We start from the raw sequence: 23,866 nt of genomic DNA, 5'->3' as shown, positions 1-23,866 counted from the left end.
GGGGGAACACGTGAACCTCGCCAAGTCCGCCGCCCTGTTCGTCGCGGCCACCGCCCTGCTCGCCGGCTCCACGGTGGCGGCCACCGCCGCCGCACCGGACAGCCTCCAGCAGGTGGCCGACCACGTCCTCGCGGGCCACCCGAAGCCCCTCTCCGTCTCCGCCGACACCGTCCGCTACGACGGCCTGACCCTCACCAAGGCCCCGAAGAACAGGTCCGCCGCGAAGGACCTCGACTGCGCCTACGGCCACCTGTGCATGCTCGTCAACGGCACCAAGTTCGACTTCTACAAGTGCCAGACCTGGAACCTCGACAACTGGACCGGCGACGGCCCCTACACCAACAACCAGACCCCGGGCACGGTCGCCAAGTTCTTCAACCAGGACGGCAGCGTCCGCTGGACCTCCACGGCCTACGACGCCGGCACGGCCACCTGGGACCCGATCTGGTCCCTCCGCCCCTGCTGACCTGACAAGGCGACGGCCTCCGACCTCCCGGGGGAGGGCCGGAGGCCGTCGGTGAAGCACGTCTGCGGCATCGCCCCAGGTCAACTCGACCGCTGCACCACTTTTCCAGCAGCTACCGCAGGCTCCCCCAGGTCACGATCCACGTAGTCACCGACGGCCACTTCGGCCGCCGACGACAGAGCCTCTCTCAGCGCTTCAATCGCTTCATCCCCTCGAAGCCCCTGGAGTTCCTCACATAGATCCAGTGCGGAATCGTTCTCGAACGGTCCAGTTCCCGAAGCACTCATGGCCCCTTAACCCCATCTACCCAGGAAGTCGCGCGCAGCCTGCATGTTCTCGCGCTGGTACGGGAAGGCCCCGGCGCGGACGAGAGGTCCGGCCGGGGCCTGTTGGGGGGTGGGGGGCGCCTGGATGGGTGGCACCCTCCGGTTGCGTCAGTGGAAGAAGTGGCGCGTTCCCGTGAAGTACATCGTCACGCCCGCCTTCTGCGCGGCCTCCACGACGAGTTCGTCGCGGATCGAGCCGCCCGGCTGGACGATCGCCCGGACGCCGGCGTCGATGAGGATCTGGGGGCCGTCGGGGAAGGGGAAGAAGGCGTCGGACGCCGCGTAGGAGCCGCGGGCGCGGTCCTCGCCGGCCCGCTCGACGGCCAGCTTGCAGGAGTCGACGCGGTTGACCTGGCCCATGCCGACGCCGACCGAGGCGCCGTCCTTGGCCAGCAGGATCGCGTTGGACTTCACCGCGCGGCAGGCCTTCCAGGCGAAGGCCAGCTCGGCCAGCTCCGCCGGGGAGAGCGCCTCGCCGGACGCCAGGGTCCAGGTGGCCGGGTCGTCGCCCTCGGCCTGGAGGCGGTCGGCGACCTGGAGCAGGGCACCGCCGTCGACCTGCTTGATCTCGACGGCGTTCGCCGGGCCGTCCGGGGCCTTCAGCACCCGGATGTTCTTCTTCTTGGTGAGGGCCTCCAGGGCCCCCTCCTCGTAGTCCGGGGCGACGATGACCTCGGTGAAGATGTCGGCGACCTGCTCGGCCATCTCCTTCGAGACCGGGCGGTTGACGGCGATGACGCCGCCGTACGCGGAGACCGGGTCACAGGCGTGCGCCTTGCGGTGCGCCTCGGCGACGTCCGCGCCGATCGCGATGCCGCACGGGTTGGCGTGCTTGATGATCGCGACACAGGGCTCGTCGTGGTCGTACGCGGCACGGCGGGCGGCGTCCGTGTCCGTGTAGTTGTTGTACGACATCTCCTTGCCGTGCAGCTGCTCGGCGTCGGCGAGGCCGCCCGTGCCGTCGACGTAGAGGGCGGCGGGCTGGTGCGGGTTCTCGCCGTAGCGCAGGGTGTTCTTGCGCTCGAAGGTGGCGCCGAGGAAGTCGGGGAAGCCCGAGTCGTCAGCGGGGGCGTAGCCGGTCGCGAACCAGGTGGCGACGGCGACGTCGTACGCGGCCGTGTGCTGGAACGCCTCGGCGGCCAGGCGCTTGCGGGCGGCGAGGTCGAAGCCGCCGTCCTGGACGGCGGCGAGCACGTCGGCGTAGCGGGCGGGGTCGGTGACGACGGCCACGGACGGGTGGTTCTTGGCGGCGGCGCGGACCATCGAGGGGCCGCCGATGTCGATCTGCTCCACGCACTCGTCGTCCGAGGCGCCGGAGGCGACCGTCTCGCGGAACGGGTAGAGGTTGACGACGACGAGGTCGAAGGGCTCGACACCCAGCTCGGCGAGCTGCTCGCGGTGGCTGTCGAGACGCAGGTCGGCGAGGATGCCCGCGTGCACCCGCGGGTGCAGGGTCTTGACCCGGCCGTCCAGGCACTCGGGGAAGCCGGTCAGCTCCTCGACCTTGGTGACGGGGACGCCGGCGGCGGCGATCCGGCCGGCCGTGGACCCGGTGGAGACCAGCTCCACACCGGCCGCGTGCAGGCCGCGCGCGAGGTCTTCCAGCCCGGTCTTGTCGTAGACGCTGACGAGCGCCCGGCGAATGGGCCGCTTCGTGCTCTCGGCGGTGGCGGTCACTGGATAACTACCTTTCGTCCCTCAATGCGATGGCCGTGCCGGGCGATCCGCCCCACGACCTCGACGAGCAGCCTTCGCTCGACTTCCTTGATGCGCGCGTGCAGCGCGCTCTCGTCGTCCTCGTCCCGGATCTCCACCACGCCCTGCGCGATGATCGGCCCGGTGTCGACGCCGTCGTCGACGAAGTGGACGGTGCAGCCGGTGACCTTGGCGCCGTACGCGAGTGCGTCACGCACGCCGTGGGCCCCCGGAAAGCTGGGGAGAAGGGCCGGGTGGGTGTTGACGAAGCGTCCGCCGAAGCGGGTCAGGAACTCCTTCCCGACGATCTTCATGAACCCGGCGGAGACCACGAGGTCGGGCTCGTGGGCGGCGACGGCCTCGGCGAGCGCCGTGTCCCACTCCTCCCGGGTCGCGTAGTCCTTGACCCTGCATACGAAGGTCGGCAGCCCGGCCCGTTCGGCACGGGCGAGCCCCTCGATGCCGTCGCGGTCGGCCCCGACGGCGACGATCCGCGCGCCGTACGACTCGGCTCCGGTGCGCTCGATCTCGTCCAGAAGCGCCTGGAGGTTGGTGCCGGATCCGGAGACCAGCACGACGAGGCGCTTGACCGCTGGGCCAGCGGGGGTGGCGGCCACGGTGGGGCCCTTTCTCGGGGAAACTGTGGAACTTGTACATTCGTACGAATGCTTCGTGTCCCTCGATACGGGGAACTCTACGAAGCAGCCGACCGTCAGCAACGATACCGGCACACTGGACAACCCCCACGGGACGGGGGCGGGGCCGGAAGGTAGCGTCTGCGAGGAGCGGGTTCGGGAGCGTCGGGAACGCGGTTGTCGTGCGGTGCGTTCACGAAGTGACCGCCCGTTCCGTACCAGTCGGATTCACCTAGGGGAAGACGCTCATCTTGATGCCGGACCGCAGCCCGCGACTCCTCACGCTCCCCCCGCAGTCGGCGCAGGCCGGGGCGCACGTCACCGTGGTGCTGCGAGAGCGGCCGACCGCGCCGCCGGAGGCGTCCGGAAACGGACGGAACGGCGGCCGCCCGAGCGGTGAGCGCGGGGACGACAATCCGTTCGCGCCCCCGCCGGAGGGTTCCCCGGACCGCCCCTGGCAGCCGCGCCACCCGGAGGGGACGGGCGACGCCCCGGGTTCCGATGCGGGCCAGGGTCAGGGTCAAGGGCACGGTCCGGGTCAGGGGCACGGTCCGGGTTCTCCGTGGGGGAACCAGTGGAGCGACCGGCAGCCCGGGCGCTCCCCCGGCGGCTTCGGTGAGCGGCCCGGCGGCGGCCCGCAGGGCGGTCCGCAGGGTGGTCCGGGCGGCCCCGGTGGGCCTGGCGGATCCGGCATGCGGTGGGATCCGAGGGACCCGGCGCAGCGCCGCGCGCGCTACGCCCTGCTGTCCGGCATGTGGTCGGTCTTCTTCGTCCTCTTCGGCTGGCCGTACGTCGCCCTGCTGCTCGGCGCGCTGGCCCTGTACTGGGGTACCAGCGCGCTGCGCGCCACGTCGCGCCCGAACGGCCCCGGCACCCCGGCCGTCGGTCCCGGCCGCCCCCAGCTGACGGCGGCCATCGGCGGCCTGATCACCGCCTCCCTGGCACTGCTGCTGGTGGCGTCGACCTTCACCGTCCAGCTGGTCTACCGGGACTACTACACCTGCCTCGACGACGCCCTGACCCATGAGGCCAAGCAGTCCTGCGAACAGCTGCTGCCGCAGCAGCTGCGCGGGGTGCTGGGGGCCGAGAACGGTTAGAGGCCGTCCTTCGGCGGTTCCGGTTCCCGTGCCGGGTCCGGTTTCGGTTCCGGCGTCGCCTCCCGGGCCGGTGTCCGGTCCGGGTCCTGGGGCGTGGGCTCCTCGAGCTGTGTCCGGGGTCCGGCCGGAGGCCACGGCGCCGGTGGCCAGGGGGTCGGCGGCGCGGGGGGTGCCGGGGGCTGTCGTACCGGGTCGTCGGGGAGGGGGAGGTCGCCGGGGGCTGCCGATTCCCTGAGGGCTGCCGCTTCTCTCAGGGCCGCCGCCTCCTTGAGGGCCGCCCAGCGGGAGGCGCGCGCGCGATCGTCGTGCCAGTCCGAGGGGTAGGGGTCGGCGGTGGCGTCCACGGGAAGGACCTCGTACGCGTCGTCGGCGTCGATGTCCCCGGCCTCGGCCGCAGCCACGTCCCTGGGCGGCACCGGCTGCACCGGCGGCACGGAGGACGTGGACTTCTCGCCGGGCGCCGCCTTCTTGTCCGCTTTCCCGTCCGGCTTCTGGTCCGGCTGCTTCACCGGCTCCGCTCCCTGCGCGGGGATGGCCGCCCCCCGCCCACGCCGGCCGCGCAGCCGCCACGCCCGTACGACCAGCGCCACCGGCAGGCCGGTCACGGCCGTCCACGCCCCGGCCGCTCCGCCGGTCTGCCACCACACCGGGCCGAAGCGGGCCAGCGCGGCCACGCCCAGCGGGCCGCCCGCCAGCTCGGCGAGCAGCGCGAGGATCCCGGCGCAGAGCACGGCCGTCAGCAGCACGACGGCGGCGGTACGCCCCGCCGACCAGCGCATCTGTGGGGGCTCCCCCGGCTGCCCCCGCCCCGGCCGCCGTACGGACGCCCGCGCCACGAACCATCCCGCCGTCACCCCGGCGGTCAGCGGCACCAGTCCCGCCGCCCAGTTCAGCGGTGTCCCGGCGCCCGGGTCGGGCACGGCCGCGAGCAGCGGGAACGGCGGCAGCAGCGGGGCGGGGTCGGAGACGAGCGCGTGGACCGGGTGCCCGGCGCCGAGCGTGAAGCCCGGGCCGAGAGCGTAGGAGTCGGCCCACACCGCCGCGTTGGGGATCAGTGCGATGCCGAGCAGCAGCACGGCGAACCGGCCCGTCCAGCCCTCCGTCAGCTGGAGGAAGGAGGCCCGTGCCGTGTCGCCGTGCCACGCCAGTGACGTGCCGAGCAGCAGCGCTCCGCCGCCGAAGAGCACGGCGGTCGCCGCACCGGCCGCGCGGACGGCCGTGCCGAGCCGGGCCCGGGCGTCCGCGCCGAACACCAGCCGCCGCACCGGACCCGGCAGCACCACCAGCACGCTGAGCAGGGGTTCGCGCGGGCGGCCGTGCGCCGTCCACACCCCGGCGGCGGCCGCGCCCGCCGCGACGAGCGGCAGACAGACCGTCACCCAGCGCACTTCGGGGCGCAGTTCGCCGCCGGAGCAGTAGAGGGTGGCCGCGCCGCCGACGGCGAGGTAGCCGAGGACCACGCCCATCCACACGGTCCGGGCCGGCACCGGGGGCGGTCCGTCGGGCTCGGTGGGGGCGTCCGTGGCGTCCCGGGCCGCCCGGTACACCAGCCACACCGGCAGTGCGAGCAGCAGCAACGGCGTCACCCCGACCGGCAGGGGGGCGCCGGAGAGGGTCTCGGTGCGGACCAGTTCCACGCCGTGCGCCAGGAGCCACAGCGCGGCGGCGACATGCAGCGCGCCGTCCGGTCCGCTGTCCGGGTACGGAGAGCTGATCCACATGCCGAGGACGAGCACGGCGAGCGAGCCGAGGCCGAGTCCGGCCGCGACCACGCCGGCCAGGAGGCTCGCGGCCAGCCCGGGCGAGCGGTCGCGCACCCGGGCGAGCAGGGATGTCGGCGACGGTCGGCGAGCGGTCATCTGGGTCACCCCGCCATGCTCCCAACGACACGCGCTTTCCTGTCGTAACAGGCGAACCCCCGATGTGTCGCTCAATATACGTTTATGTTCTTTTTCGCACGGAAGGACGGTGCCGCACGGTGACGACGCAGAGCACTGCCGGCCCGCTGCCGCCGCCGAAGGAACGCCGACGCCTGCGCGCGGCCCGCTCTCTGACACGGGATCAGGAGCCGTCGGCGCCGGAGGCGGAGGGTCCGGCGCCGCTGACGCCCGCTCAGGCCTTCGACGCGCTGTACGCCTTCTGCGCCCCCGCCCTCGTACGCCAGACCTATCTGCTCACCGGGCGGCGCGAACTGGCCCGCGAGGCCGTGGAGCGGGCCTTCCAGCTCGCCTGGCAGCGCTGGCCCGAGGTGGCCGCGGACCGGGACCCGGCGGGGTGGGTGCGGGCGGTGGCGTACGACTGCGCGCTCTCCCCCTGGCACCGCTTCCGCCCGCGCTACCGCGCCCCGGAGCCACCGCCCGCCGACCCGGCGGACCGGGCGCTGCTGCACGCCCTGCTCCGGCTCCCGCCCTCCTACCGCCGCACCCTCGTGCTGTACGACGGGGTGGGCCTCGATCTGCCGGAGACGGCGGCGGAGACGGAGGCCAGCACTCCGGCGGCCGCCAACCGGCTGACCCATGCGCGCGAGGCGGTGGCCGCGCGGGTGCCGGAGCTGGCCGACACCGCGCTGCTGCACCGGCGGCTCGCCGAGCTGGCCTCCACGGAGCGGCTGCGCGCGGCGCGGGCGGAGCCGGTACGGCGGGAGTGCGAACGCCGGAACGCGTTCTGGACGCGGGCGGCGATCGCGTTCACGGTGACGATCATCGGCGCGACGACGCTCACGCTGCGGACGGCGCCGACGCACTACGAGGCGCCGATCGCCCCGGCGCAGGCGGTGCGGGGTGTTCCGGCGCCGGTCGCCCTGGGGCCGCTGTCGCGCGAGCAGCAGGCCCTGCGGGCGAAGCTGCGCGCGGCGCCGGGCGGGCGGGAGAGGGTGCTGCCGGAGGCGTGGTGAGGGCCGGTTGTGCCTCTCATGGGCCCCGTGGGGCTGGCCGTGGGGCTGCCGATACGCCGGTAGGCCCGTCCCGGGGAAGCGGGACGGGCCTACCGGCGTTCTACTGCTGCGACGCTCAGGCGCTCAGGATCTCCCGAGCCAGCTTCGCCGTCTCGGTCGGCGTCTTGCCGACCTTGACGCCGGCGGCCTCCAGGGCCTCCTTCTTGGCCTGTGCGGTGCCGGAGGAGCCGGAGACGATGGCGCCGGCGTGACCCATGGTCTTGCCCTCGGGCGCCGTGAAGCCCGCGACGTAGCCGACGACCGGCTTGGTCACGTTCTTCGCGATGAAGTCCGCGGCACGCTCCTCGGCGTCGCCACCGATCTCACCGATCATGACGATCAGCTCGGTGTCGGGGTCGGCCTCGAACGCGGCGAGCGCGTCGATGTGCGTGGTGCCGATGATCGGGTCGCCACCGATGCCGACGGCGGTCGAGAAGCCGATGTCACGCAGCTCGTACATCATCTGGTACGTCAGCGTGCCGGACTTCGAGACCAGGCCGATGCGGCCCGGCTTGGTGATGTCGCCCGGGATGATGCCGACGTTCGACTGGCCCGGGGTGATGATGCCGGGGCAGTTCGGGCCGATGATCCGGGTCTTGTTGCCCTTCTTGCCGGCGTACGCCCAGAAGTTCGCCGAGTCGTGCACGGCGATGCCCTCGGTGATCACGACGGCCAGCGGGATCTCGGCGTCGATGGCCTCGACGACCGCGTCCTTGGTGAACTTCTCCGGCACGAAGATGACGGAGACGTTGGCGCCGGTCTTCTCGATGGCCTCGGCGACCGTCCCGAAGACGGGTACCTCGGTGCCGTCGAAGTCCACGGTCTGACCCGCCTTGCGCGGGTTCACGCCGCCCACGACGTTCGTGCCGTCCCCGAGCATGAGCTTGGTGTGCTTCATGCCGGTGGCGCCGGTCATGCCCTGGACGATGACCTTGCTGTCCTTGTTGAGCCAGATAGCCATGGTGTGTTGGTGTCCTCGTCCTGAGTGCTTACTTGGCGGCGTGGGCCAGCTCGGCGGCCTTGTCGGCCGCGCCGTCCATGGTGTCGACGCGCTGCACCAGCGGGTGGTTGGCGTCGGTGAGGATCTGCCGGCCCAGCTCGGCGTTGTTGCCGTCGAGGCGGACGACGAGCGGCTTGGTGACGTTCTCGCCGCGGTCCTCGAGGAGCTTCAGGGCCTGCACGATGCCGTTGGCGACCTCGTCACAGGCGGTGATGCCACCGAAGACGTTCACGAAGACGGACTTGACGTCCGGGTCGCCCAGGATGATCTCCAGGCCGTTCGCCATCACCTGGGCGGAGGCGCCACCGCCGATGTCCAGGAAGTTGGCGGGCTTGACGCCACCGTGGTTCTCACCGGCGTACGCGACGACGTCCAGGGTGCTCATGACGAGACCCGCGCCGTTGCCGATGATGCCGACCTCGCCGTCGAGCTTGACGTAGTTGAGGCCCTTCTCCTTGGCGGCCGCCTCGAGCGGGTTGGCGGCAGCCTTGTCGTGGAGCTCGTCCCACTCGTGACGGAACTCGGCGTTGTCGTCCAGCGACACCTTGCCGTCGAGGGCGATGACGTCACCGGAGGCGACCTTGGCCAGCGGGTTGACCTCGACCAGGAGGGCGTCTTCCTTGATGAAGGTGTCCCACAGGCGGACGAGGACGTTCACGACCTTGTCGGCGACCTCGGCCGGGAACTTCGCGGCCTCGACGATCTCACGGGCCTTCGCCTCGTCCACGCCGTCGATGGCGTCGATCGGCGTCTTGGCGACGGCCTCGGGGCGGGTGGCCGCCACCTCCTCGATCTCCATGCCGCCCTCGACGGAGGCGATGGAGAGGAAGGTGCGGTTGGCGCGGTCCAGGAGGAAGGAGACGTAGTACTCCTCGACGATCTCCGGAGCCGTCTCGGCGATCATCACCTTGTGGACCGTGTGGCCCTTGATGTCCATGCCGAGGATGTTCTCGGCGTGCTTGACGGCCTCGTCCGTGGAGGCGGCCAGCTTGACGCCGCCGGCCTTGCCGCGGCCACCGACCTTCACCTGGGCCTTGACGACAGACTTGCCACCGAGGCGCTCGGTGGCTGCGCGGGCCGCCTCAGGCGTGTCGATGACTTCACCGGCCAGCACCGGTACATCGTGCTTGGCGAAGAGGTCCCTCGCCTGGTACTCGAACAGGTCCACGCGCTTCCGTCCCTATCAGTGATCTCGCGGTTCGTTGGATGCGTGGGCGTGCCGCGAAGGGCAACGTGACGTCCGCTTGTCACAAGGGAGGCGCACACGGTGTCCGAGCGCGCGGCATGTCCGTCTCGCAGGTTATCTCTGCTTGCGGGGGCCCTCTAAATCGCGGGTCACACCCGAGCGGTGATACCTGTCACATGATGCCGGGTTTCCTGACACAGGGTGCCGTAATCCATGTGAATCGCAGTGATCTGCCCCGCACGGACCGAGGGCGTTCGGCCGTCCGGGTGCACCCGCCGCGGCGGCCTCCTGCCGCTGCGGAGCCGCGTCACGCCGGGTCCGGTATCGGCAGCGGCCGCTTTTCCAGGGCCGCCGCCATCACCTCCGGGAACAGATCCGGGGTGCAGGCGAAGGCCGGCGCGCCGAGCGCCGCGAGCGCCGCCGCGTGCTCCCTGTCGTAGGCGGGCGCGCCCTCGTCGGACAGCGCCAGCAGCGCCACGAACTGCACGCCGGACGCCTTCATCGCCGCGACCCGCTTGAGCATCTCGTCGCGGATGCCGCCCTCGTACAGGTCGCTGATCAGCACCACCACGGTCTCGGCGGGCCGGGTGATCTGCGCCTGGCAGTAGGCGAGCGCCCGGTTGATGTCCGTGCCCCCGCCCAGCTGGGTGCCGAAGAGCACGTCGACCGGGTCGTCCAGCTGGTCGGTGAGGTCGACCACCGCGGTGTCGAAGACGACCAGCCGGGTGCTGATCGACCGCATGGAGGCGAGGACCACGCCGAACACCGACGCGTAGACCACGGACGCGGCCATCGAACCGGACTGGTCGATGCAGAGGACGACCTCCTTCTTCACTGATCGCGCCGCCCGCCCGTAGCCGATGAGCCGCTCCGGTACGACCGTGCGGTGCTCGGGGAGGTAGTGCTTGAGGTTGGCCGCGATGGTGCGGTTCCAGTCGATGTCGTGATGGCGCGGGCGGTGCACCCGGGCGCTGCGGTCGAGGGCGCCGGTGAGCGTGGCCCGGGTGCGGGTCGCGAGCCGCTTCTCCAGCTCCTCGACCACCTTGCGCACCACCGCGCGCGCCGTCTCCCTGGTCGTCTCCGGCATGGCCTGGTTGAGCGAGAGCAGGGTGCCGACCAGATGGACGTCGGCCTCAACCGCCTCCAGCATCTCCGGTTCCAGCAGCAGCGAGGCGAGCCCCAGCCGGTCGATGGCGTCGCGCTGCATGACCTGGACGACGGAGGACGGGAAGTAGGTGCGGATGTCCCCGAGCCAGCGCGCCACGGACGGCGCCGACGCCCCGAGCCCCGCCGCACGGTCCCGCCCCGCCTGCGGTCTGTCCCCCTTGCCGTAGAGCGCGGCGAGTGTGCCGTCCATCGCGGCGTCCCGGCCGGACAGCGCGCATCCGGTGCCGTCGGCCTGGTCGCCGCCGAGCACCAGCCGCCAGCGCCGCAGCCGCTCCCGCGCCGGGTCACCGCCCGTCTCCAGCGCCGTCGCCGCCGGTTCGCTCGTCGTCATGTCCCCACCCCCGCAAAGCTGTTGTCGTCCCTTGTCGCCGGCTCCCCGTCCAGGCCCAGCAGCAGCCGCAGCACCGGCAGCACCGCGTCCGCGCGCTCGGTGTCGGGCTCGGCGGCGAAGCCCGGTGCCGGGGCGGTCCCGGCCGGCCGGCCGTCCGGCGCCCCGGGTCCGCGCCGGACCAGCTCGCCGAGCGTGCGGCGCACACCGGGGTCGTACGCCGCGAAGGTGCGCCGCAGCAGCGGCAGCACGTCGACGAACGCCTCCGCCGGTACGGCCGTCAGCCAGCTGTCGACCAGGCCCAGCAGCCGCTCGTCGTGCACCAGCAGCATCCCGCCCCCGCCGCCGACGAAGCCCTCGATCCAGGCGGCGGCGTCGGCGGGCGGGGTGCCCGGGGACAGCGCCAGTCCCATGAGCCGCGCCGCCTCCTCGGGCCGCACCGCCCCGTCGTCCAGCAGCAGCCGCACCGCCCGCCCCCGGACCACTCCGGGCACGCTGTCCCGCGACGACAGCGTCCGCAGCACGGCGCGCCAGCGGCCCCGCAGATCGCCGTGTCCGCCGGCGGCCGGTGTCTCCGCCAGCATGGCGACCGCGGTGTGCACGGCGTCCACATGGCCGCGCATCTCCTCCGCCGCGTCGGCGTCGAGGGCGGCGCAGGCCGGTGGCAGGCCGACGAAGATCCGCTCGGCGAGGCCCGCCGCGACCCCGCTCAGCGCGCCGGTGTCGGTGCCGCGGACATCTCCGTAGCGCAGCGAGCGGACCAGGGCGGGCAGCGCCTGGGCGAGGTGGCCGACGTCGGTGGCGAGGGCCGCCCGGTCGGCGAGCACCCGCATGACCACGGGCAGGACGTCCGGCAGGCCGGCCAGCAGGCACCGCTCGGCGAGGGCGGTGACCTCGGCGAGGGCACGCGCGGCGGTGGCGTCGGCCTCCGCCCTCGCTTGTGCCGCGGCGAGCACGGTCGTCCCCCAGACTCCCGCCTCGGCCACCCGCACCGACAGCTCCGGCTCCCAGCGCAGCCGCCAGGTCTCCCGGAAGGTGCCCGTGCTCCCCCGGGACCGGGACGGCTCGCCCCAGTCGATCCCGAGCAGCCGCAGCCGGTGCAGCAGTCTGCTGCGGGCCGTGTCGGTCTCCTTGCGCAGGTCCAGCTCCAGCTCGCGCTCGAGCGCCTCCGGCTTGAGCCGCAGGGTGCGCTGCTGCTTGGCCAGGTCGCGCTGGAGGGGTACGGCGGGGGCCGCGTCCGGGACCACGCCGAGGACGTCCCCGACCACCAGCCGGTCGTGCACCAGCGCCAGCGGCACGTCCGAGCCGTCGCACATCACCGCGCGCACCGCGTCGGTGGTCTCACCCAGGCCGGGCAGCGGGCGGCCGCGCATCGCCGCGAGCGTCTCGGCGAGCCGTACGGCCTCGATGACGTGCGCGGAGGACACGATCCGGTCCTCCTCGCGCAGCAGCCCGGCCACCTTGGTCAGCCACCGCTCCACGGGGCGGTCGGGGGCCCGGAACAGATGGCCGTACCAGCCCGGGGAGTCGATGCCCGCGCCGTATCCGCCCGCCCGGGCCAGCCGGCGGTGGGTCCAGGGCACCCAGGTCATGTCCGTCTTGACCTTGGGCAGCCCCTTGAGCAGGGCGCGGTCGGCGGTGACGGTGGTCCTCTGCCGCAGCGCGGGCACATGCCAGGCTCCGCAGACCACGGCCACCGCGTCGCCGAACTCCTTGGCGGCCGCGCGGAGCCGGAGCCGCATGTGCGCCTCCCGCACCAGATCCCGGGGGCGCCCGCCCGCGCCGTACCGCTCGCGCAGCGCCTCCATGGCCTCGGCCAGCGCCGCGAAGGGGGCGAAGGGCTCCCGGTCGCCGGGGCCCCGGTGCTCGACGACGTCCTCCCACCAGCGCTCGGGGTCGTCGTACCCGGCGGCCTCGGCCAGCACGGCGAGAGGATCGACCCGGACGTCCTCCGCGGCCCCGGCCGCGTCCGCCCCGGCCTCTGCGTCGGCGGCGCGGGGCTCCCCACCCTCCCCGGCCTCCTCTGCCTGCTCCCGGTCCTGCCAGGCGAGCGTGTGGGTCGCCGGGAGGTCGATGAAGCGGGCCGGGACCCCGTGCTCCAGGGCCCAGCGGACGGCCACCCACTCGGGGCTGAACTCGGCGAACGGCCAGAACGCCGAGCGGCCCGGCTCGTCCACGGCATGGGCGAGAAGCGCGACCGGCGGCCGCATCCCCGGGTCGGCGGCCAGCGGGATCAGCGCGTCGGCCTCGGGCGGGCCCTCGATCAGGACGGCGGCCGGGCGGGCGGCGTCCAGCGCGGCCCGCACCGCGCGCGCGGAACCCGGCCCGTGGTGCCGCACGCCCAGCAGGAGCGGCCCGCCCCCCGATCCGGTGGGCCGGCTCGGGCCGGTCATGCGCTCACCTCCCGGCAGGCCCGGTAGAAGTCGGTCCAGCCGTCGCGCTCGCGCACCACGGTCTCCAGGTACTCCTGCCAGACGACCCGGTCGGCCGCCGGATCACGGACGACGGCACCGAGAATGCCGGCGGCGACATCGCCGGGGCGCAGCACGCCGTCGCCGAAGTGGGCCGCGAGCGCCAGGCCGTTGGTGACGACCGAGATCGCCTCGGCCGTGGACAGCGTGCCGCTCGGCGACTTCACCTTCGTACGGCCGTCGGCGGTGATGCCGTCGCGCAGCTCGCGGAAGACGGTCACCACCCGGCGGATCTCCTCGATGCCGTCGGGCGCGGCCGGCAGGTCCAGGGAGCGGCCGAGCTGCTCGACCCGGCGGGTGACGATGTCGACCTCGGCGTCGGCGCTCTCGGGCAGCGGCAGCACGACCGTGTTGAAGCGGCGGCGCAGGGCGCTGGACAGGTCGTTGACGCCCCGGTCGCGGTCGTTGGCGGTGGCGATGAGGTTGAAGCCGCGGACCGCCTGGACCTCCTCGCCCAGCTCGGGGACGGGCAGGGTCTTCTCGGACAGGATCGTGATCAGCGTGTCCTGCACATCGGCCGGGATCCGGGTCAGCTCCTCCACCCGGGCCGTCATGCCCTCGGCCATGGCCCGCATGACGGGGCTGGGGACGAGCGCGTCGCGGCTCGGACCGTGCGCGAGCAGCTGCGCGTAGTTCCAGCCGTACCGGATCGCCTCCTCCGGGGTGCCCGCGGTGCCCTGCACGAGCAGCGTGGAGTCGCCGCTGACGGCGGCCGCCAGATGCTCCGACACCCATGTCTTGGCGGTGCCGGGCACGCCCAGCAGGAGCAGCGCCCGGTCGGTGGCGAGCGTGGTGACGGCGACCTCGACGATCCGCCGCGGGCCCACGTACTTCGGTGTGATCACGGTGCCGTCCGGCAGGGTGCCGCCGAGCAGGTACGTCGCCACCGCCCACGGCGACAGCTTCCAGCGGGCCGGGCGCGGCCGGTCGTCCTGCACGGCGAGCGCGGCGAGTTCGGCGGCGAAGGCGTGCTCGGCATGCGGGCGAAGCACCTGTGCGCCCTCGCCGCGCTGCGTTTCAGCGGTCGTCGGTTCCACGGTCACGGTCATGGCTGAGGCCCCCTCCAGCTCGGCCGGTTCGGTCTGGCATCCACCGTGCACCACGCCACTGACAATCGCTCTGACCTGCGCAAACGTGCCCGCCGGGCCGATTGTCAGTGGGGGGACCTACCGTCGGTGGCATGACTGAGCACGGGGAGCGCTGGACCGTGGAGCAGGTGCTGACACTGGCGCCTGACGCCGCGTCACGCACAGCGGGGAGCAGGCTCGCTACGGCCGGGCCGTGGTCCGGGACGGGGTGCGGGAAGGAGACGGTGTGGGGGCTGTGCAAGGGCAGCGGCAGCAAGCCGTACCAGACGGTGGTGGACCTCACCGGGCCGGCGTACAGGTGCAGTTGCCCCAGCCGTAAGTTCCCGTGCAAGCACGCGCTCGGGCTGCTTCTGCTGTGGGCGGACGAGGGCGGCACGGTGCCGCGGGCGCAGCAGCCCCCGGACTGGGCCGAGCAGTGGCTCGCAGGCCGCCGCAGCCGGACGGAGAAGGGGGACAAGGGGGAGAACGGCGAGGACGGGGAGGACGGTCGGGCGTCGGCCGACGGCGGTTCCGCCGACCCGGAGGCGGCGCGGCGCCGGGCCGAGCGCCGTGCCGAGCGGGTCACGGCGGGCGCCACGGAGCTGGAGCAGCGCCTGGCCGACCTGCTGCGCGGCGGCCTGGCCGCGGCCGAGCAGGCGGGGTACGGCCTGTGGGACGAGACGGCGGCCCGCATGGTCGACGCCCAGGCGCCCGGACTCGCTGCCCGGGTACGGGAGTTGGGGGCGATACCGGCCTCCGGCGCGGGCTGGCCGGCGCGGCTGCTGGAGGAGTGCGCGCTGCTGCACCTGCTGGACCAGGGCTGGCTGCACCGCGACCGGCTGCCGGACGCGCTCGCGGCCACGGTCCGCGCCCGGATCGGCCTGCCCGGCACGGCGGACGGCCCGCCGGTGCGCGACCGCTGGCTGGTCCTCGCCCAGTACGACACCGTGGACCCGAAACTGACGACGCGCCGGATCTGGCTGCACGGCGCCGCGTCCGGAGACACCCGGCTGCTGCTGTCCTACGGCGCGGCCGGCCGCGCCCCGGAGCTGTCCCTGCCGGTCGGCCTGGCGCTGGAGGCGGAGCTGTCCGCGTACCCGGGCGGCGGACAGTCCCGGTCCGCACTGGGCGAGCGGTTCACCGCGCCCGCACCGGCCGGGTTCCGCCCGTCGGGGGTGGACACGGGCGAGGCGGCCGCCCGGTACGGCGCGGCGCTGCGCGACGACCCGTGGCTGGAGGCGGTCCCGGTGACGCTGGACCGGGTGATACCGGTCCAGGACGGCGACCGGTGGCAGCTGGCCGACGCCGACACCGACAGCGCGCTTCCGCTGACCCCGGCCGCCCGCTCCCGCCCCGGCCTGTGGCGGCTGGTCGCCCTGTCCGGCGGCGCGCCGGTACGGGTCTTCGGCGAGTGCGGTCACCGCGGTTTCACCCCGCTCACCGCCTGGGCGGAGGGGCCGGGCGAGGCGGTGCCGCTGTGCTGACCGGGCCTGCCTCCACGAAGACGAGCGGACACCGCGCACCCCACCGGAAGGGACGGCCATGAACGCGTTCTCCCCCACCAGCCCGTCACCCGCCCCCGCCTGGGACGACCTGGTCACGGCCGCCCTCCTGGGCACCGACCGGCGGCCGGCGGCCCGTGGCGCGGCCGGGCGGCCGGCCCCGGTCGCCCTGCTGGACGAGGCCGCCCTGGCGACCGTACGGCGGCGGGCCGGGCTGCGTCCCGGGCGCGCCGCGCGGCGGCCGGAGCGGGCGCCCGAGGACCCGCGCCCCGCACTGCCCGCGCCGGCGGAGCGCAGACTCGTGACGCTGCTCGCCGACCGGTCCGGCGGCGCGTCCGGGGGCCGCCGGGGCAGCTCCCCGGACCTGACGGAACTGCTCCCGCAGTGGCTCGCGACAGCCAACGCACAGGGGTACGCGGCCCCGCCGCAGACCCTCCCCGCGCTGCTGGACGCGGCCCGCGGCCGTACGGATCTGCGCCCGGCGGCGCTGGCGTTCGCGGGCCCGCGGGCGCTGTGGCTGGCCCGGCTCAACCCGGACTGGCGGTTCGCCCTGCGCGCGGCCCCCGGCGGCGGCATGTCGCTGCCCGGCCCCGAGGACGACGAGGGCACCCGGCGGCTGTGGCAGGAAGGGCTGTTCGCCGAGCGGGTGGCCCTGCTCGGCGCGCTGCGCGCCCGGACCCCGGCACACGCGCGCGAACTGCTCGCCTCGACCTGGGCGACGGAGCGCGCGGAGGACCGGCTGATGTTCCTGGACTCGCTGCGCCTCAACCTGTCCGCGGCGGACGAGCCGTTCCTGGAGCAGGCACTGGCCGACCGCAGTCGCAACGTCCGGGCGACCGCCGCCGAACTGCTGTCCGCGCTGCCGGGTTCGGCGCTGGCCGCGCGCATGGCCGTACGGGCCACCGCGTGCGTGGCCGTGGACCGTACCGGGGACGCTCCGGTGCTCGTGGTGGAGGCGCCGCACGAGTGCGACGCCGGCATGGAGCGGGACGGCGTCGTGGCCAAGCCGCCCACGGGCCGGGGGGAGCGGTCGTGGTGGCTGGGGCAGCTGGTGGAGGCGGCCCCGCTCGGGATCTGGCCGGGGCGGCTCGGCGGGCGCACGGCCGAGCAGATCGTGGCGCTGCCGGTGGCGGACGGCTGGCAGGGCGAGCTGCACGCGGCCTGGTGCCGGGCGGCGGTCCGGCAGCGGGACGCCGAGTGGTCACGGGCGCTGCTCGGCTCGCCGTCGGCGCCGGAGGCGGGCGGCCCGGGCGCGGTGTCGCTGGCGGAGCGGGCCAAGCTGCTGGCCGCGCTGGAACCGGCGGAACGCGCCGAGTGGGTCGCCGGGTTCATCGCCGTGCACGGCCTGTCGGAGGCGTTCCAACTGCTCGGCGTGTGCGCGGTGCCGTGGGCCGGCCCGCTCGGCCGGGCCGTCGTGGACGCCCTCAACATCGCCCGGGACGCCGGGAGTTACCCGTGGAGCTTCAGCGGGGTGATGGGGCTGGCCGAGCGCTGCCTCGACCCGGCGGAGGCCGGCCGGCTCCAGGCGCTGCTCGCGATACCCGACGAGCGCGAGGACGCGGCGCCGGGCGCCGGGGGCTACTGGGCGGAGGCGTTCCAGCGGCTGGTCACCACACTGCGGTTGCGGTCCGCCATGACCGAGGAGCTGACGAGGGCCGAGTGAGCCGTCCCGGCCATCGGGCACCGGGCACCGGGCACCGGGCACCGGGCACCGGGCAGTGCGTACCGGTCACCGGCCATCGAGCACCGGGTTTCCGGCTCGCGCAGCCCGGCGATCACGTCGCCCGGCCGTCGCGTCCGCAGCCCGGTCCGCGGCGGACGGCACCGCACAGCTCCCGGCGCGCCCCGGCCGGCCGGTGGTGCCGCTCGCCGGCCCGGCCCGGTCCGCGGCGGCCGGGCTCCCGGCCGCATCCCGGACCTGCCCGCTCAGTTCCCGGACGCCGCCGGCTGGCGGACGTTCTCCCGCACCCACTCCACGATCGACGTGGTCGTCGCGCCCGGCGTGAAGATGGCCGCGACGCCCTTCTCCTTCAGCGGCGCGATGTCCTCCTCCGGGATGATGCCGCCGCCGAAGACCAGGATGTCCTCGGCCTCGCGCTCCTTGAGCAGGTCGATGACCGCCGCGAACAGCGTGTTGTGGGCGCCGGAGAGGATGGACAGACCGATCGCGTCGGCGTCCTCCTGGATGGCGGTGTCGACGATCTGCTCCGGGGTCTGGTGGAGCCCGGTGTAGATGACCTCCATACCGCCGTCGCGCAGGGCGCGCGCGATGACCTTGGCGCCGCGGTCGTGGCCGTCGAGCCCCGGCTTGGCGACCACCACGCGGATCGGACCGGCTGCCACACCCATCACTGCCTCCATCACAGGACCACGGAAGCGATCGCTTCCGTCCGTACCGACAAGTACCGCACTTTTGATGCGTTCCGCCACCGTCACGAAGTGAACGAACGTTATCCACAGCATCCCGCAACCGGCAGTTTTACGGGGGGCACCGAGGGGGAAATCACATGGTGGGACATGAGGGCACACGGGGGAGCGGGCCGTCCCCCGGCGTGCCGACAGGAGGTCGGCCATGAAGGTCACCGGGGTAGTGCCGCTGTTCCTCCCGCTGTGCCGTCGGCTGTGGCCGGGCAGACTGGCCGGACTCTCCGTGGCGCTGCTCAAGGCGACCGCCCTCGAGGCCGCGATCCTGACCGGACATCTGCTGCTGTATCCGACCGGCCTGTCCCAGGAGCGCCGCCCGGCCGGCCCGCCCGCCGCGGACGGCACGGCACAGCTGCCGGTGCGGCCGGGACCGCCGGTGGTGCTGCTGCACGGCTTCATCGACAACCGCTCGGTGTTCGTGCTGCTCCGCCGCCATCTCGCCCAGCACGGCCGGCAGCGGGTGGAATCGCTCAACTACTCTCCGCTGACCCGGGACATCCGCACCGCGGCGGAGCTGCTCGGGCGGCACATCGAGGAGCTGTGCGAGCGCACCGGCAGCGCGCAGGTCGACATCGTGGGGCACAGCCTCGGCGGCCTGATCGCGCGGTACTACGTGCAGTGCCTCGGCGGCGATCTGCGGGTGCGCATGCTGGTCACCCTCGGCACGCCGCACTCCGGGACCCGGGTGGCGCCGCTGGCCGACGCCCATCCGATCGTGCGCCAGATGCGGCCGGGCTCCGCGGTCATCGAGGAGCTGGCCCGGCCCGCGCCCGGCTGCCATACCCGCTTCGTCAGCTTCTGGAGCGACCTGGACTCCATCATGGAGCCGCTGGAGACGGCCTGCCTGGACCATCCCGATCTGGACGCGCAGAACATCCGGGTCTCCGGCATCGGGCATCTCGCCCTGCCGGTGCACCCGGCCGTCGCGGCGGGGATACGCGAGGCCCTCGACTCGGCACCCGCCGGGGACCTGAGCGCGGGCGGTCTGACGGTGGCCTGAGACGCGGTCCGGCACCGGCCCGCCGGTGACGCACGGTCACCCGACCTCGAACGCTCATCGAACAGAAGGCCAAGGTCGCGTCCGGCCTCCCCCGAAACACGGCCGATTGCCCGTTTCCCGCCACCTCGAAACCAGCCGAAGATTGTCGCGCCCGTATACCGCCGGGTACAGTCGCCGCACTGCTCTGGCAGCCCCTGTTGTCGAGGCGAAAGAGAAGTTGGTGAACGACCGTCACCCGTCGGGGACCATGACCACCCCGGCCCCGGCTTCCGACGCCTCGACCGCGCACTACGCGCCGTACGGGACACCGGAAGTCCATTACGACGACCTCACCACGTACGGCGGCCACGGCGCCACCGGATTTCCCGGCGGGGCCGGGAACGGCACGGCCTTCGACACGGACCCGCTCTTCGGCAGCCTCCCCGGCGACCCGCACTCCACCGGCGCGTACGACACCACGCAGTGGCAGACCGGCACCGGCCAGGTCCCGGCCCACGACGCGTACGCGGCCCAGCACCACACCGGCTACGACTCCGGCGCCTACGACAGCACCGCCTGGACCTTCCCCGCGCAGGCCACGGGCAACGACGTCAGCGGTGAGTGGGACGCGAGCGCCTGGCTCCAGCCCGAGCAGTCCGGCGCCGCCGACGCCACCCAGCAGTGGGAGTGGGGCACCCAGGCCTTCGACACCGGCGCGTACGACGCCACCCAGTGGAACCCGGCCGAGCAGACGGCCGTACCGGCGGAGCCCGAGCAGGGTGCCGAACCGTTCGACCAGCAGCCCACGGCGACGTTCGAGCAGGTGGCGTACGACGATCCCGCCGCGGACGAACTCCCCGAGCAGCCCGAGCTGTTGGAGGAGCAGGAAGAGGTCACCCCGGCGCCGGTGACCCGCGCGGGTGCGCGCGGCGGGACGCGTTCCCGGCGCCGTACGCCCGCCAAGCGCTCCGCGCTGCTGACCATCGCCGTGCCCTCCGCGTGTGTGATGGGGGTCGCCGGGATCGCCGCCGCCTCCGTCGGCGCGCTGACGGACGACGGCGGCAAGGACACCACCGCCACGGCCTCGGACGCGCACGCGGTTGCGCCCTCGGTCGCCAACAGCAAGCTGGACACCCAGCTGCGGACGCTCTCCGCCGGCGCCGACGACTTCGCCGACCGGGCGAGCCGTACCCAGGAGCGGATCGACCTCAAGAACCAGCAGGAGCTCCAGAAGAAGAAGGCGGCCGCGGAGGCCGCGCTCAAGGAGCGGCTGCGGCCCAAGTTCGTGCTGCCGGTGACGCAGAAGGGGCTCAGCGCCTACTTCGGGCAGGCGGGCGTGAACTGGATGTCGGTGCACACCGGCATCGACTTCCCCGTCGCCTACGGCACCACGGTGATGGCCGCCACCGACGGCACCGTCACCACCAAGTGGAACAGCGCCTACGGCAACATGCTGATCCTGACGGCGAAGGACGGCACGCAGACCTGGTACTGCCACCTGTCCAGCTATCGCGTCCCCTCCGGTACGACCGTGAAGGCCGGCGATCCGATCGCCTACTCCGGCAACTCGGGCAACTCCACCGGCCCGCACCTGCACTTCGAGGTGCGGCCGGCGGGCGGGGCGGCCATAGACCCCCTGCCGTGGCTGCGCAGCCACGGCCTGGACCCGACGTAGGGCACCGGACGGAGGGCCCCCCGGTGCGACGTAAGGCACCGGACGGACGGCCGCCGGTGCCGTCCTGCTAGGGCCTTTCTTTCGGATCAGGTCGGCTGCGGTGCCGGTGCCTTCTGGCTAACCCGAGCGGGGTCTGGTGCGTGCAGATGCAAGGCGGAGGACCGAGTCGACGCGATGGGGGTCCCCCCGCGCGAGCGAAGCCGAGCGTGGGGGAGTCGGCGAGGGACGACAACGCCGCAGATGTGCGTGCCAGGGCCCGCGACGCCGGCAAGATCGGAAAGAGAGGCCCTAGAGCTTCTCGACCGGCGCGTACCGCAGCAGCAGCCGCTTGGCCTTGCCGTCGCCGAAGTCGATCGTCGCCTGGGCCTTGTCGCCCACGCCGGACACGGCGACGACCGTGCCGAGTCCGAACTGGTCGTGCGTGACCCGGTCGCCGACCGCCAGGGACACCACCGGCTTCTCGGAGGCGCGCCGGGTGGCGAATCCGGAGGCACCCGACGCCGAGGAGCGGGAGCGGGTGGTGGACAGCGAGGCCGCCACCCCGGACGAGACCGGCGCGGTCGCCCCGGTCCGCTTCCACTCCACATGGGTGGGCGGGATCTCCTCCAGGAAGCGGGAGGGCGGGTTGTACGACGGCTGACCCCAGGCGCTGCGCATCGCCGACCGCGTGAGATACAGCCGCTCCCGCGCGCGCGTGATGCCGACGTACGCCAGGCGCCGCTCCTCCTCCAGCTCCTTGGTCTGGCCGAGGGCGCGCATGTGCGGGAAGACGCCGTCCTCCATGCCGGTCAGGAACACGACCGGGAACTCCAGGCCCTTGGCGGTGTGCAGGGTCATCAGGGTGATGACGCCGTCGCCGTCCTCCTCGTCGGGGATCTGGTCGGAGTCGGCGACCAGGGCGACCTGCTCCAGGAAGTCGGCGAGCGTCCCCCGCTCCTCCTCGCCGCGCTCCTGCTCGAACTCCAGGGCGACGGAGGCGAGCTCCTGGAGGTTCTCGATCCGGGTCTCGTCCTGCGGGTCGGTGGAGGCCTGCAACTCGGCCAGGTAGCCGGTGCGTTCGAGCACCGCCTCCAGGACGGTCGCGGGTCCGGCGCCGGACTCGACGATCGTGCGCAGATCCTCCATCAGCGTGTTGAACCGCTTGACCGCGTTGGTGGAGCGCGCGGCCATGCCGTACGCCTCGTCCACCCGCTTCAGTGCCTGCGGGAAGCTGATCTTCTCGCGCTGGGCGAGGGCGTCGACCATCGCCTCGGCGCGCTCGCCGATGCCCCGCTTGGGGACGTTGAGGATCCGGCGCAGCGGCACCGAGTCCTCCGGGTTGGCGAGCACCCGCAGGTAGGCGAGGACGTCCCGGACCTCCTTGCGCTCGTAGAAGCGGACGCCGCCGACGACCTTGTAGGGCAGGCCGACGCGGATGAAGACCTCTTCGAAGACACGGGACTGGGCGTTGGTGCGGTAGAAGACGGCGACGTCTCCCGCGCGTGCCTCGCCCGCGTCCGTGAGGCGGTCTATCTCGTCGGCGACGAACTGGGCCTCGTCGTGCTCGGTGTCGGCGACATAGCCGGTGATCCGGGCGCCCTGGCCGGCGTTGGTCCACAGGTTCTTCGGGCGGCGGGACTCGTTGCGCTCGATGACCGCGTTGGCGGCGGACAGGATGGTCTGTGTGGAGCGGTAGTTCTGCTCCAGCAGGATCGTGGTCGCGTTCGGGTAGTCCTCCTCGAACTGGAGGATGTTGCGGATCGTCGCACCGCGGAAGGCGTAGATCGACTGGTCCGCGTCACCCACGACGCACAGCTCGGCGGGCGGGATGTCGTACTCGCCGGGCGGGACGTCCTCGTCGTGTTCCCCGGTGCCGACCAGTTCGCGCACCAGCGCGTACTGGGCGTGGTTGGTGTCCTGGTACTCGTCCACCAGGACGTGCCGGAAGCGGCGGCGGTAGTGCTCGGCGACGTCGGGGAAGGCGCGCAGCAGGTTGACCGTCGTCATGATCAGGTCGTCGAAGTCGAGCGCGTTGGCCTCGCGCAGCCGCGACTGGTAGAGCGCGTAGGCCTGGGCGAGGGTCTTCTCGAAGCCGTCGGTGGCCTGGGCGGCGAAGTCCTCCTCGTCGATCAGCTCGTTCTTCAGGTTGCTGATCTTGGCGCTGAAGGACTTCGGCGGGAAGCGCTTGGGGTCGAGGTCCAGGTCGCGGCAGACCAGGGCCATCAGGCGCTTGCTGTCGGCGGCGTCGTAGATCGAGAACGACGAGGTGAAGCCGAGCTTCTTCGACTCGCGGCGCAGGATGCGCACGCACGCGCTGTGGAAGGTCATCACCCACATCGCGTTCGCGCGCGGGCCGACGAGCTGCTCCACGCGCTCCTTCATCTCGCCCGCGGCCTTGTTGGTGAAGGTGATCGCGAGGATCTGGCCGGGGTGGACATGCCGCTCGCCGAGCAGGTGGGCGATGCGGTGGGTGAGCACGCGGGTCTTGCCGGAGCCGGCGCCGGCGACGATGAGCAGCGGGGAGCCGGCGTGCACGACCGCGGCGCGCTGGTTCTCGTTCAGCCCCTCCAGGAGGGCCGCCGAGTCGATGGCGGGACGCGGGGCGCCGTCGCGGTAGTAGGAATCCCGGTCCGGCGGCACGTCGAACTTCCCGCCGAACAGATCGTCCGGAAGCGGCTCCGGAGCGTGATCGTCCTCGGTCGGCGGCGGGGGCTCCTCCTCGTGCCCACGCGGGGGCTGGAGGTCCGCCAGGAAGCTGTCGTCAAAGAGGCTGCTCATCGCTCTCCGAGTCTAGGGTGCCCCACCGACAACCGGTCGCCGTCCCCGGAACCCGGCCGACCGACGACCCCGCCGATCACGGCCCGCGGGGCGCCCGCCGACCGCTCACGCTGCGGAAGCGCCTGCTCACGCGCGTAGACAAGCGCCCCCAGGTCACGG

The 23,866-nt window shown here is 73.4% G+C and carries 18 protein-coding genes; 7 read left to right on the top strand and 11 right to left on the bottom strand.

Features of this window, described 5'->3' with window-relative positions; translation table 11 throughout:
• The first annotated feature begins 10 nt into the window (after positions 1-10).
• Positions 11-466: a hypothetical protein gene (locus ACZ5CZ_RS23455; protein ID WP_385843459.1), complete on the top strand. Its 456-nt coding sequence runs from the start codon at positions 11-13 to the stop codon at positions 464-466.
• Between the two features lie 80 nt (positions 467-546).
• Here ACZ5CZ_RS23455 and ACZ5CZ_RS23450 read toward each other — a convergent pair whose 3' ends face one another.
• The 3 genes from ACZ5CZ_RS23450 to purN all read right to left on the bottom strand — a co-directional run bounded on the left by ACZ5CZ_RS23450 (position 547) and on the right by purN (position 3,104).
• Positions 547-753 carry a DUF4259 domain-containing protein gene (locus tag ACZ5CZ_RS23450; protein ID WP_468945642.1) on the bottom strand — a complete coding sequence of 69 codons (207 nt, stop codon included), beginning with the start codon at positions 751-753 and terminating at the stop codon, positions 547-549.
• A 147-nt stretch (positions 754-900) separates the two neighbouring features.
• Complete coding sequence (purH, locus tag ACZ5CZ_RS23445; protein ID WP_385843455.1) at positions 901-2,469, bottom strand: bifunctional phosphoribosylaminoimidazolecarboxamide formyltransferase/IMP cyclohydrolase; 1,569 nt, start codon at positions 2,467-2,469, stop codon at positions 901-903.
• Entirely contained in the window at positions 2,466-3,104 is a 639-nt protein-coding gene (purN, locus tag ACZ5CZ_RS23440) for a phosphoribosylglycinamide formyltransferase (protein ID WP_468945639.1), read from the bottom strand. The genes purH and purN overlap by 4 nt, the downstream gene beginning before the upstream one ends.
• 710 nt (positions 3,105-3,814) lie before the next feature.
• Here purN and ACZ5CZ_RS23435 point away from each other — a divergent pair.
• Positions 3,815-4,219 carry a hypothetical protein gene (locus ACZ5CZ_RS23435; RefSeq protein WP_385843452.1) on the top strand — a complete coding sequence of 135 codons (405 nt, stop codon included), beginning with the start codon at positions 3,815-3,817 and terminating at the stop codon, positions 4,217-4,219.
• On the opposite strand, the gene ACZ5CZ_RS23430 is transcribed toward ACZ5CZ_RS23435, so the two are convergent.
• Positions 4,216-6,078, bottom strand: a complete 1,863-nt coding sequence (locus tag ACZ5CZ_RS23430) for a cell division protein PerM (protein WP_468945636.1) — start codon at positions 6,076-6,078, stop codon at positions 4,216-4,218. The genes ACZ5CZ_RS23435 and ACZ5CZ_RS23430 overlap by 4 nt on opposite strands.
• A 62-nt stretch (positions 6,079-6,140) precedes the next feature.
• On the opposite strand from ACZ5CZ_RS23430, the gene ACZ5CZ_RS23425 reads away from it, so the two are divergent.
• A complete protein-coding gene (locus ACZ5CZ_RS23425) occupies positions 6,141-7,112 on the top strand; it encodes an RNA polymerase sigma factor (RefSeq protein WP_385843449.1) in 972 nt (323 codons plus the stop codon).
• Positions 7,113-7,227: 115 nt separating this feature from the next.
• Here the strand turns inward: ACZ5CZ_RS23425 and sucD are convergent, their stop codons facing one another.
• The 5 genes from sucD to ACZ5CZ_RS23400 form a co-directional block, all read right to left on the bottom strand.
• The gene (sucD, locus tag ACZ5CZ_RS23420) at positions 7,228-8,112 is read right to left on the bottom strand and encodes a succinate--CoA ligase subunit alpha (RefSeq protein ID WP_450788581.1); all 885 of its coding nucleotides are present in this window, start codon (positions 8,110-8,112) and stop codon (positions 7,228-7,230) included.
• A 28-nt stretch (positions 8,113-8,140) separates the two neighbouring features.
• A complete protein-coding gene (sucC, locus tag ACZ5CZ_RS23415; protein WP_385843446.1) occupies positions 8,141-9,319 on the bottom strand; it encodes an ADP-forming succinate--CoA ligase subunit beta in 1,179 nt (392 codons plus the stop codon).
• Between the two features lie 325 nt (positions 9,320-9,644).
• Positions 9,645-10,835, bottom strand: a complete 1,191-nt coding sequence (locus ACZ5CZ_RS23410) for a VWA domain-containing protein (protein WP_468945631.1) — start codon at positions 10,833-10,835, stop codon at positions 9,645-9,647.
• Positions 10,832-13,225: a DUF5682 family protein gene (locus ACZ5CZ_RS23405; RefSeq protein ID WP_468945629.1), complete on the bottom strand. Its 2,394-nt coding sequence runs from the start codon at positions 13,223-13,225 to the stop codon at positions 10,832-10,834. Before ACZ5CZ_RS23405 ends, ACZ5CZ_RS23410 begins: the two co-directional genes overlap by 4 nt.
• The gene (locus ACZ5CZ_RS23400) at positions 13,222-14,352 is read right to left on the bottom strand and encodes an ATP-binding protein (RefSeq protein WP_468945627.1); all 1,131 of its coding nucleotides are present in this window, start codon (positions 14,350-14,352) and stop codon (positions 13,222-13,224) included. The genes ACZ5CZ_RS23405 and ACZ5CZ_RS23400 overlap by 4 nt, the downstream gene beginning before the upstream one ends.
• Positions 14,353-14,483: 131 nt before the next feature.
• Between ACZ5CZ_RS23400 and ACZ5CZ_RS23395 the strand changes: the two genes are divergently transcribed.
• Both ACZ5CZ_RS23395 and ACZ5CZ_RS23390 read left to right on the top strand, forming a co-directional pair.
• Entirely contained in the window at positions 14,484-15,854 is a 1,371-nt protein-coding gene (locus tag ACZ5CZ_RS23395; protein ID WP_468945625.1) for an SWIM zinc finger family protein, read from the top strand.
• A gap of 58 nt (positions 15,855-15,912) precedes the next feature.
• A complete protein-coding gene (locus tag ACZ5CZ_RS23390; RefSeq protein ID WP_385843438.1) occupies positions 15,913-17,535 on the top strand; it encodes a DUF5691 domain-containing protein in 1,623 nt (540 codons plus the stop codon).
• Positions 17,536-17,798: 263 nt separating this feature from the next.
• Here the strand turns inward: ACZ5CZ_RS23390 and ACZ5CZ_RS23385 are convergent, their stop codons facing one another.
• Complete coding sequence (locus ACZ5CZ_RS23385) at positions 17,799-18,221, bottom strand: cobalamin B12-binding domain-containing protein (RefSeq protein ID WP_385843437.1); 423 nt, start codon at positions 18,219-18,221, stop codon at positions 17,799-17,801.
• A 223-nt stretch (positions 18,222-18,444) separates the two neighbouring features.
• Between ACZ5CZ_RS23385 and ACZ5CZ_RS23380 the strand changes: the two genes are divergently transcribed.
• Positions 18,445-19,296: an esterase/lipase family protein gene (locus tag ACZ5CZ_RS23380; RefSeq protein ID WP_468945621.1), complete on the top strand. Its 852-nt coding sequence runs from the start codon at positions 18,445-18,447 to the stop codon at positions 19,294-19,296.
• Between the two features lie 220 nt (positions 19,297-19,516).
• Positions 19,517-20,950: a M23 family metallopeptidase gene (locus ACZ5CZ_RS23375; protein ID WP_468945618.1), complete on the top strand. Its 1,434-nt coding sequence runs from the start codon at positions 19,517-19,519 to the stop codon at positions 20,948-20,950.
• A gap of 288 nt (positions 20,951-21,238) precedes the next feature.
• On the opposite strand, the gene pcrA is transcribed toward ACZ5CZ_RS23375, so the two are convergent.
• A complete protein-coding gene (gene pcrA, locus ACZ5CZ_RS23370) occupies positions 21,239-23,707 on the bottom strand; it encodes a DNA helicase PcrA (protein ID WP_385843432.1) in 2,469 nt (822 codons plus the stop codon).
• Positions 23,708-23,866 lie beyond the last annotated feature (159 nt).

Source organism: Streptomyces sp. NPDC031418, from assembly GCF_055581605.1.
Note: the sequence above shows the minus strand (reverse complement) of the source record. Positions and strands in the feature narration are given on the sequence as shown.

Coding starts and splice junctions, on each gene's coding strand:
- ACZ5CZ_RS23425 (WP_385843449.1), top strand. CDS start 6,141: ATGTGTCGCTCAATATACGTTTATGTTCTTTTTCGCACGGAAGGACGG.
- ACZ5CZ_RS23450 (WP_468945642.1), bottom strand. CDS start 753: ATGAGTGCTTCGGGAACTGGACCGTTCGAGAACGATTCCGCACTGGAT.
- ACZ5CZ_RS23380 (WP_468945621.1), top strand. CDS start 18,445: ATGAAGGTCACCGGGGTAGTGCCGCTGTTCCTCCCGCTGTGCCGTCGG.
- ACZ5CZ_RS23385 (WP_385843437.1), bottom strand. CDS start 18,221: ATGGGTGTGGCAGCCGGTCCGATCCGCGTGGTGGTCGCCAAGCCGGGG.
- sucD (WP_450788581.1), bottom strand. CDS start 8,112: ATGGCTATCTGGCTCAACAAGGACAGCAAGGTCATCGTCCAGGGCATG.
- ACZ5CZ_RS23410 (WP_468945631.1), bottom strand. CDS start 10,835: ATGACGACGAGCGAACCGGCGGCGACGGCGCTGGAGACGGGCGGTGAC.
- ACZ5CZ_RS23430 (WP_468945636.1), bottom strand. CDS start 6,078: ATGACCGCTCGCCGACCGTCGCCGACATCCCTGCTCGCCCGGGTGCGC.
- ACZ5CZ_RS23405 (WP_468945629.1), bottom strand. CDS start 13,225: ATGACCGGCCCGAGCCGGCCCACCGGATCGGGGGGCGGGCCGCTCCTG.
- ACZ5CZ_RS23390 (WP_385843438.1), top strand. CDS start 15,913: ATGAACGCGTTCTCCCCCACCAGCCCGTCACCCGCCCCCGCCTGGGAC.
- ACZ5CZ_RS23395 (WP_468945625.1), top strand. CDS start 14,484: ATGACTGAGCACGGGGAGCGCTGGACCGTGGAGCAGGTGCTGACACTG.
- ACZ5CZ_RS23435 (WP_385843452.1), top strand. CDS start 3,815: ATGCGGTGGGATCCGAGGGACCCGGCGCAGCGCCGCGCGCGCTACGCC.
- pcrA (WP_385843432.1), bottom strand. CDS start 23,707: ATGAGCAGCCTCTTTGACGACAGCTTCCTGGCGGACCTCCAGCCCCCG.
- ACZ5CZ_RS23400 (WP_468945627.1), bottom strand. CDS start 14,352: ATGACCGTGACCGTGGAACCGACGACCGCTGAAACGCAGCGCGGCGAG.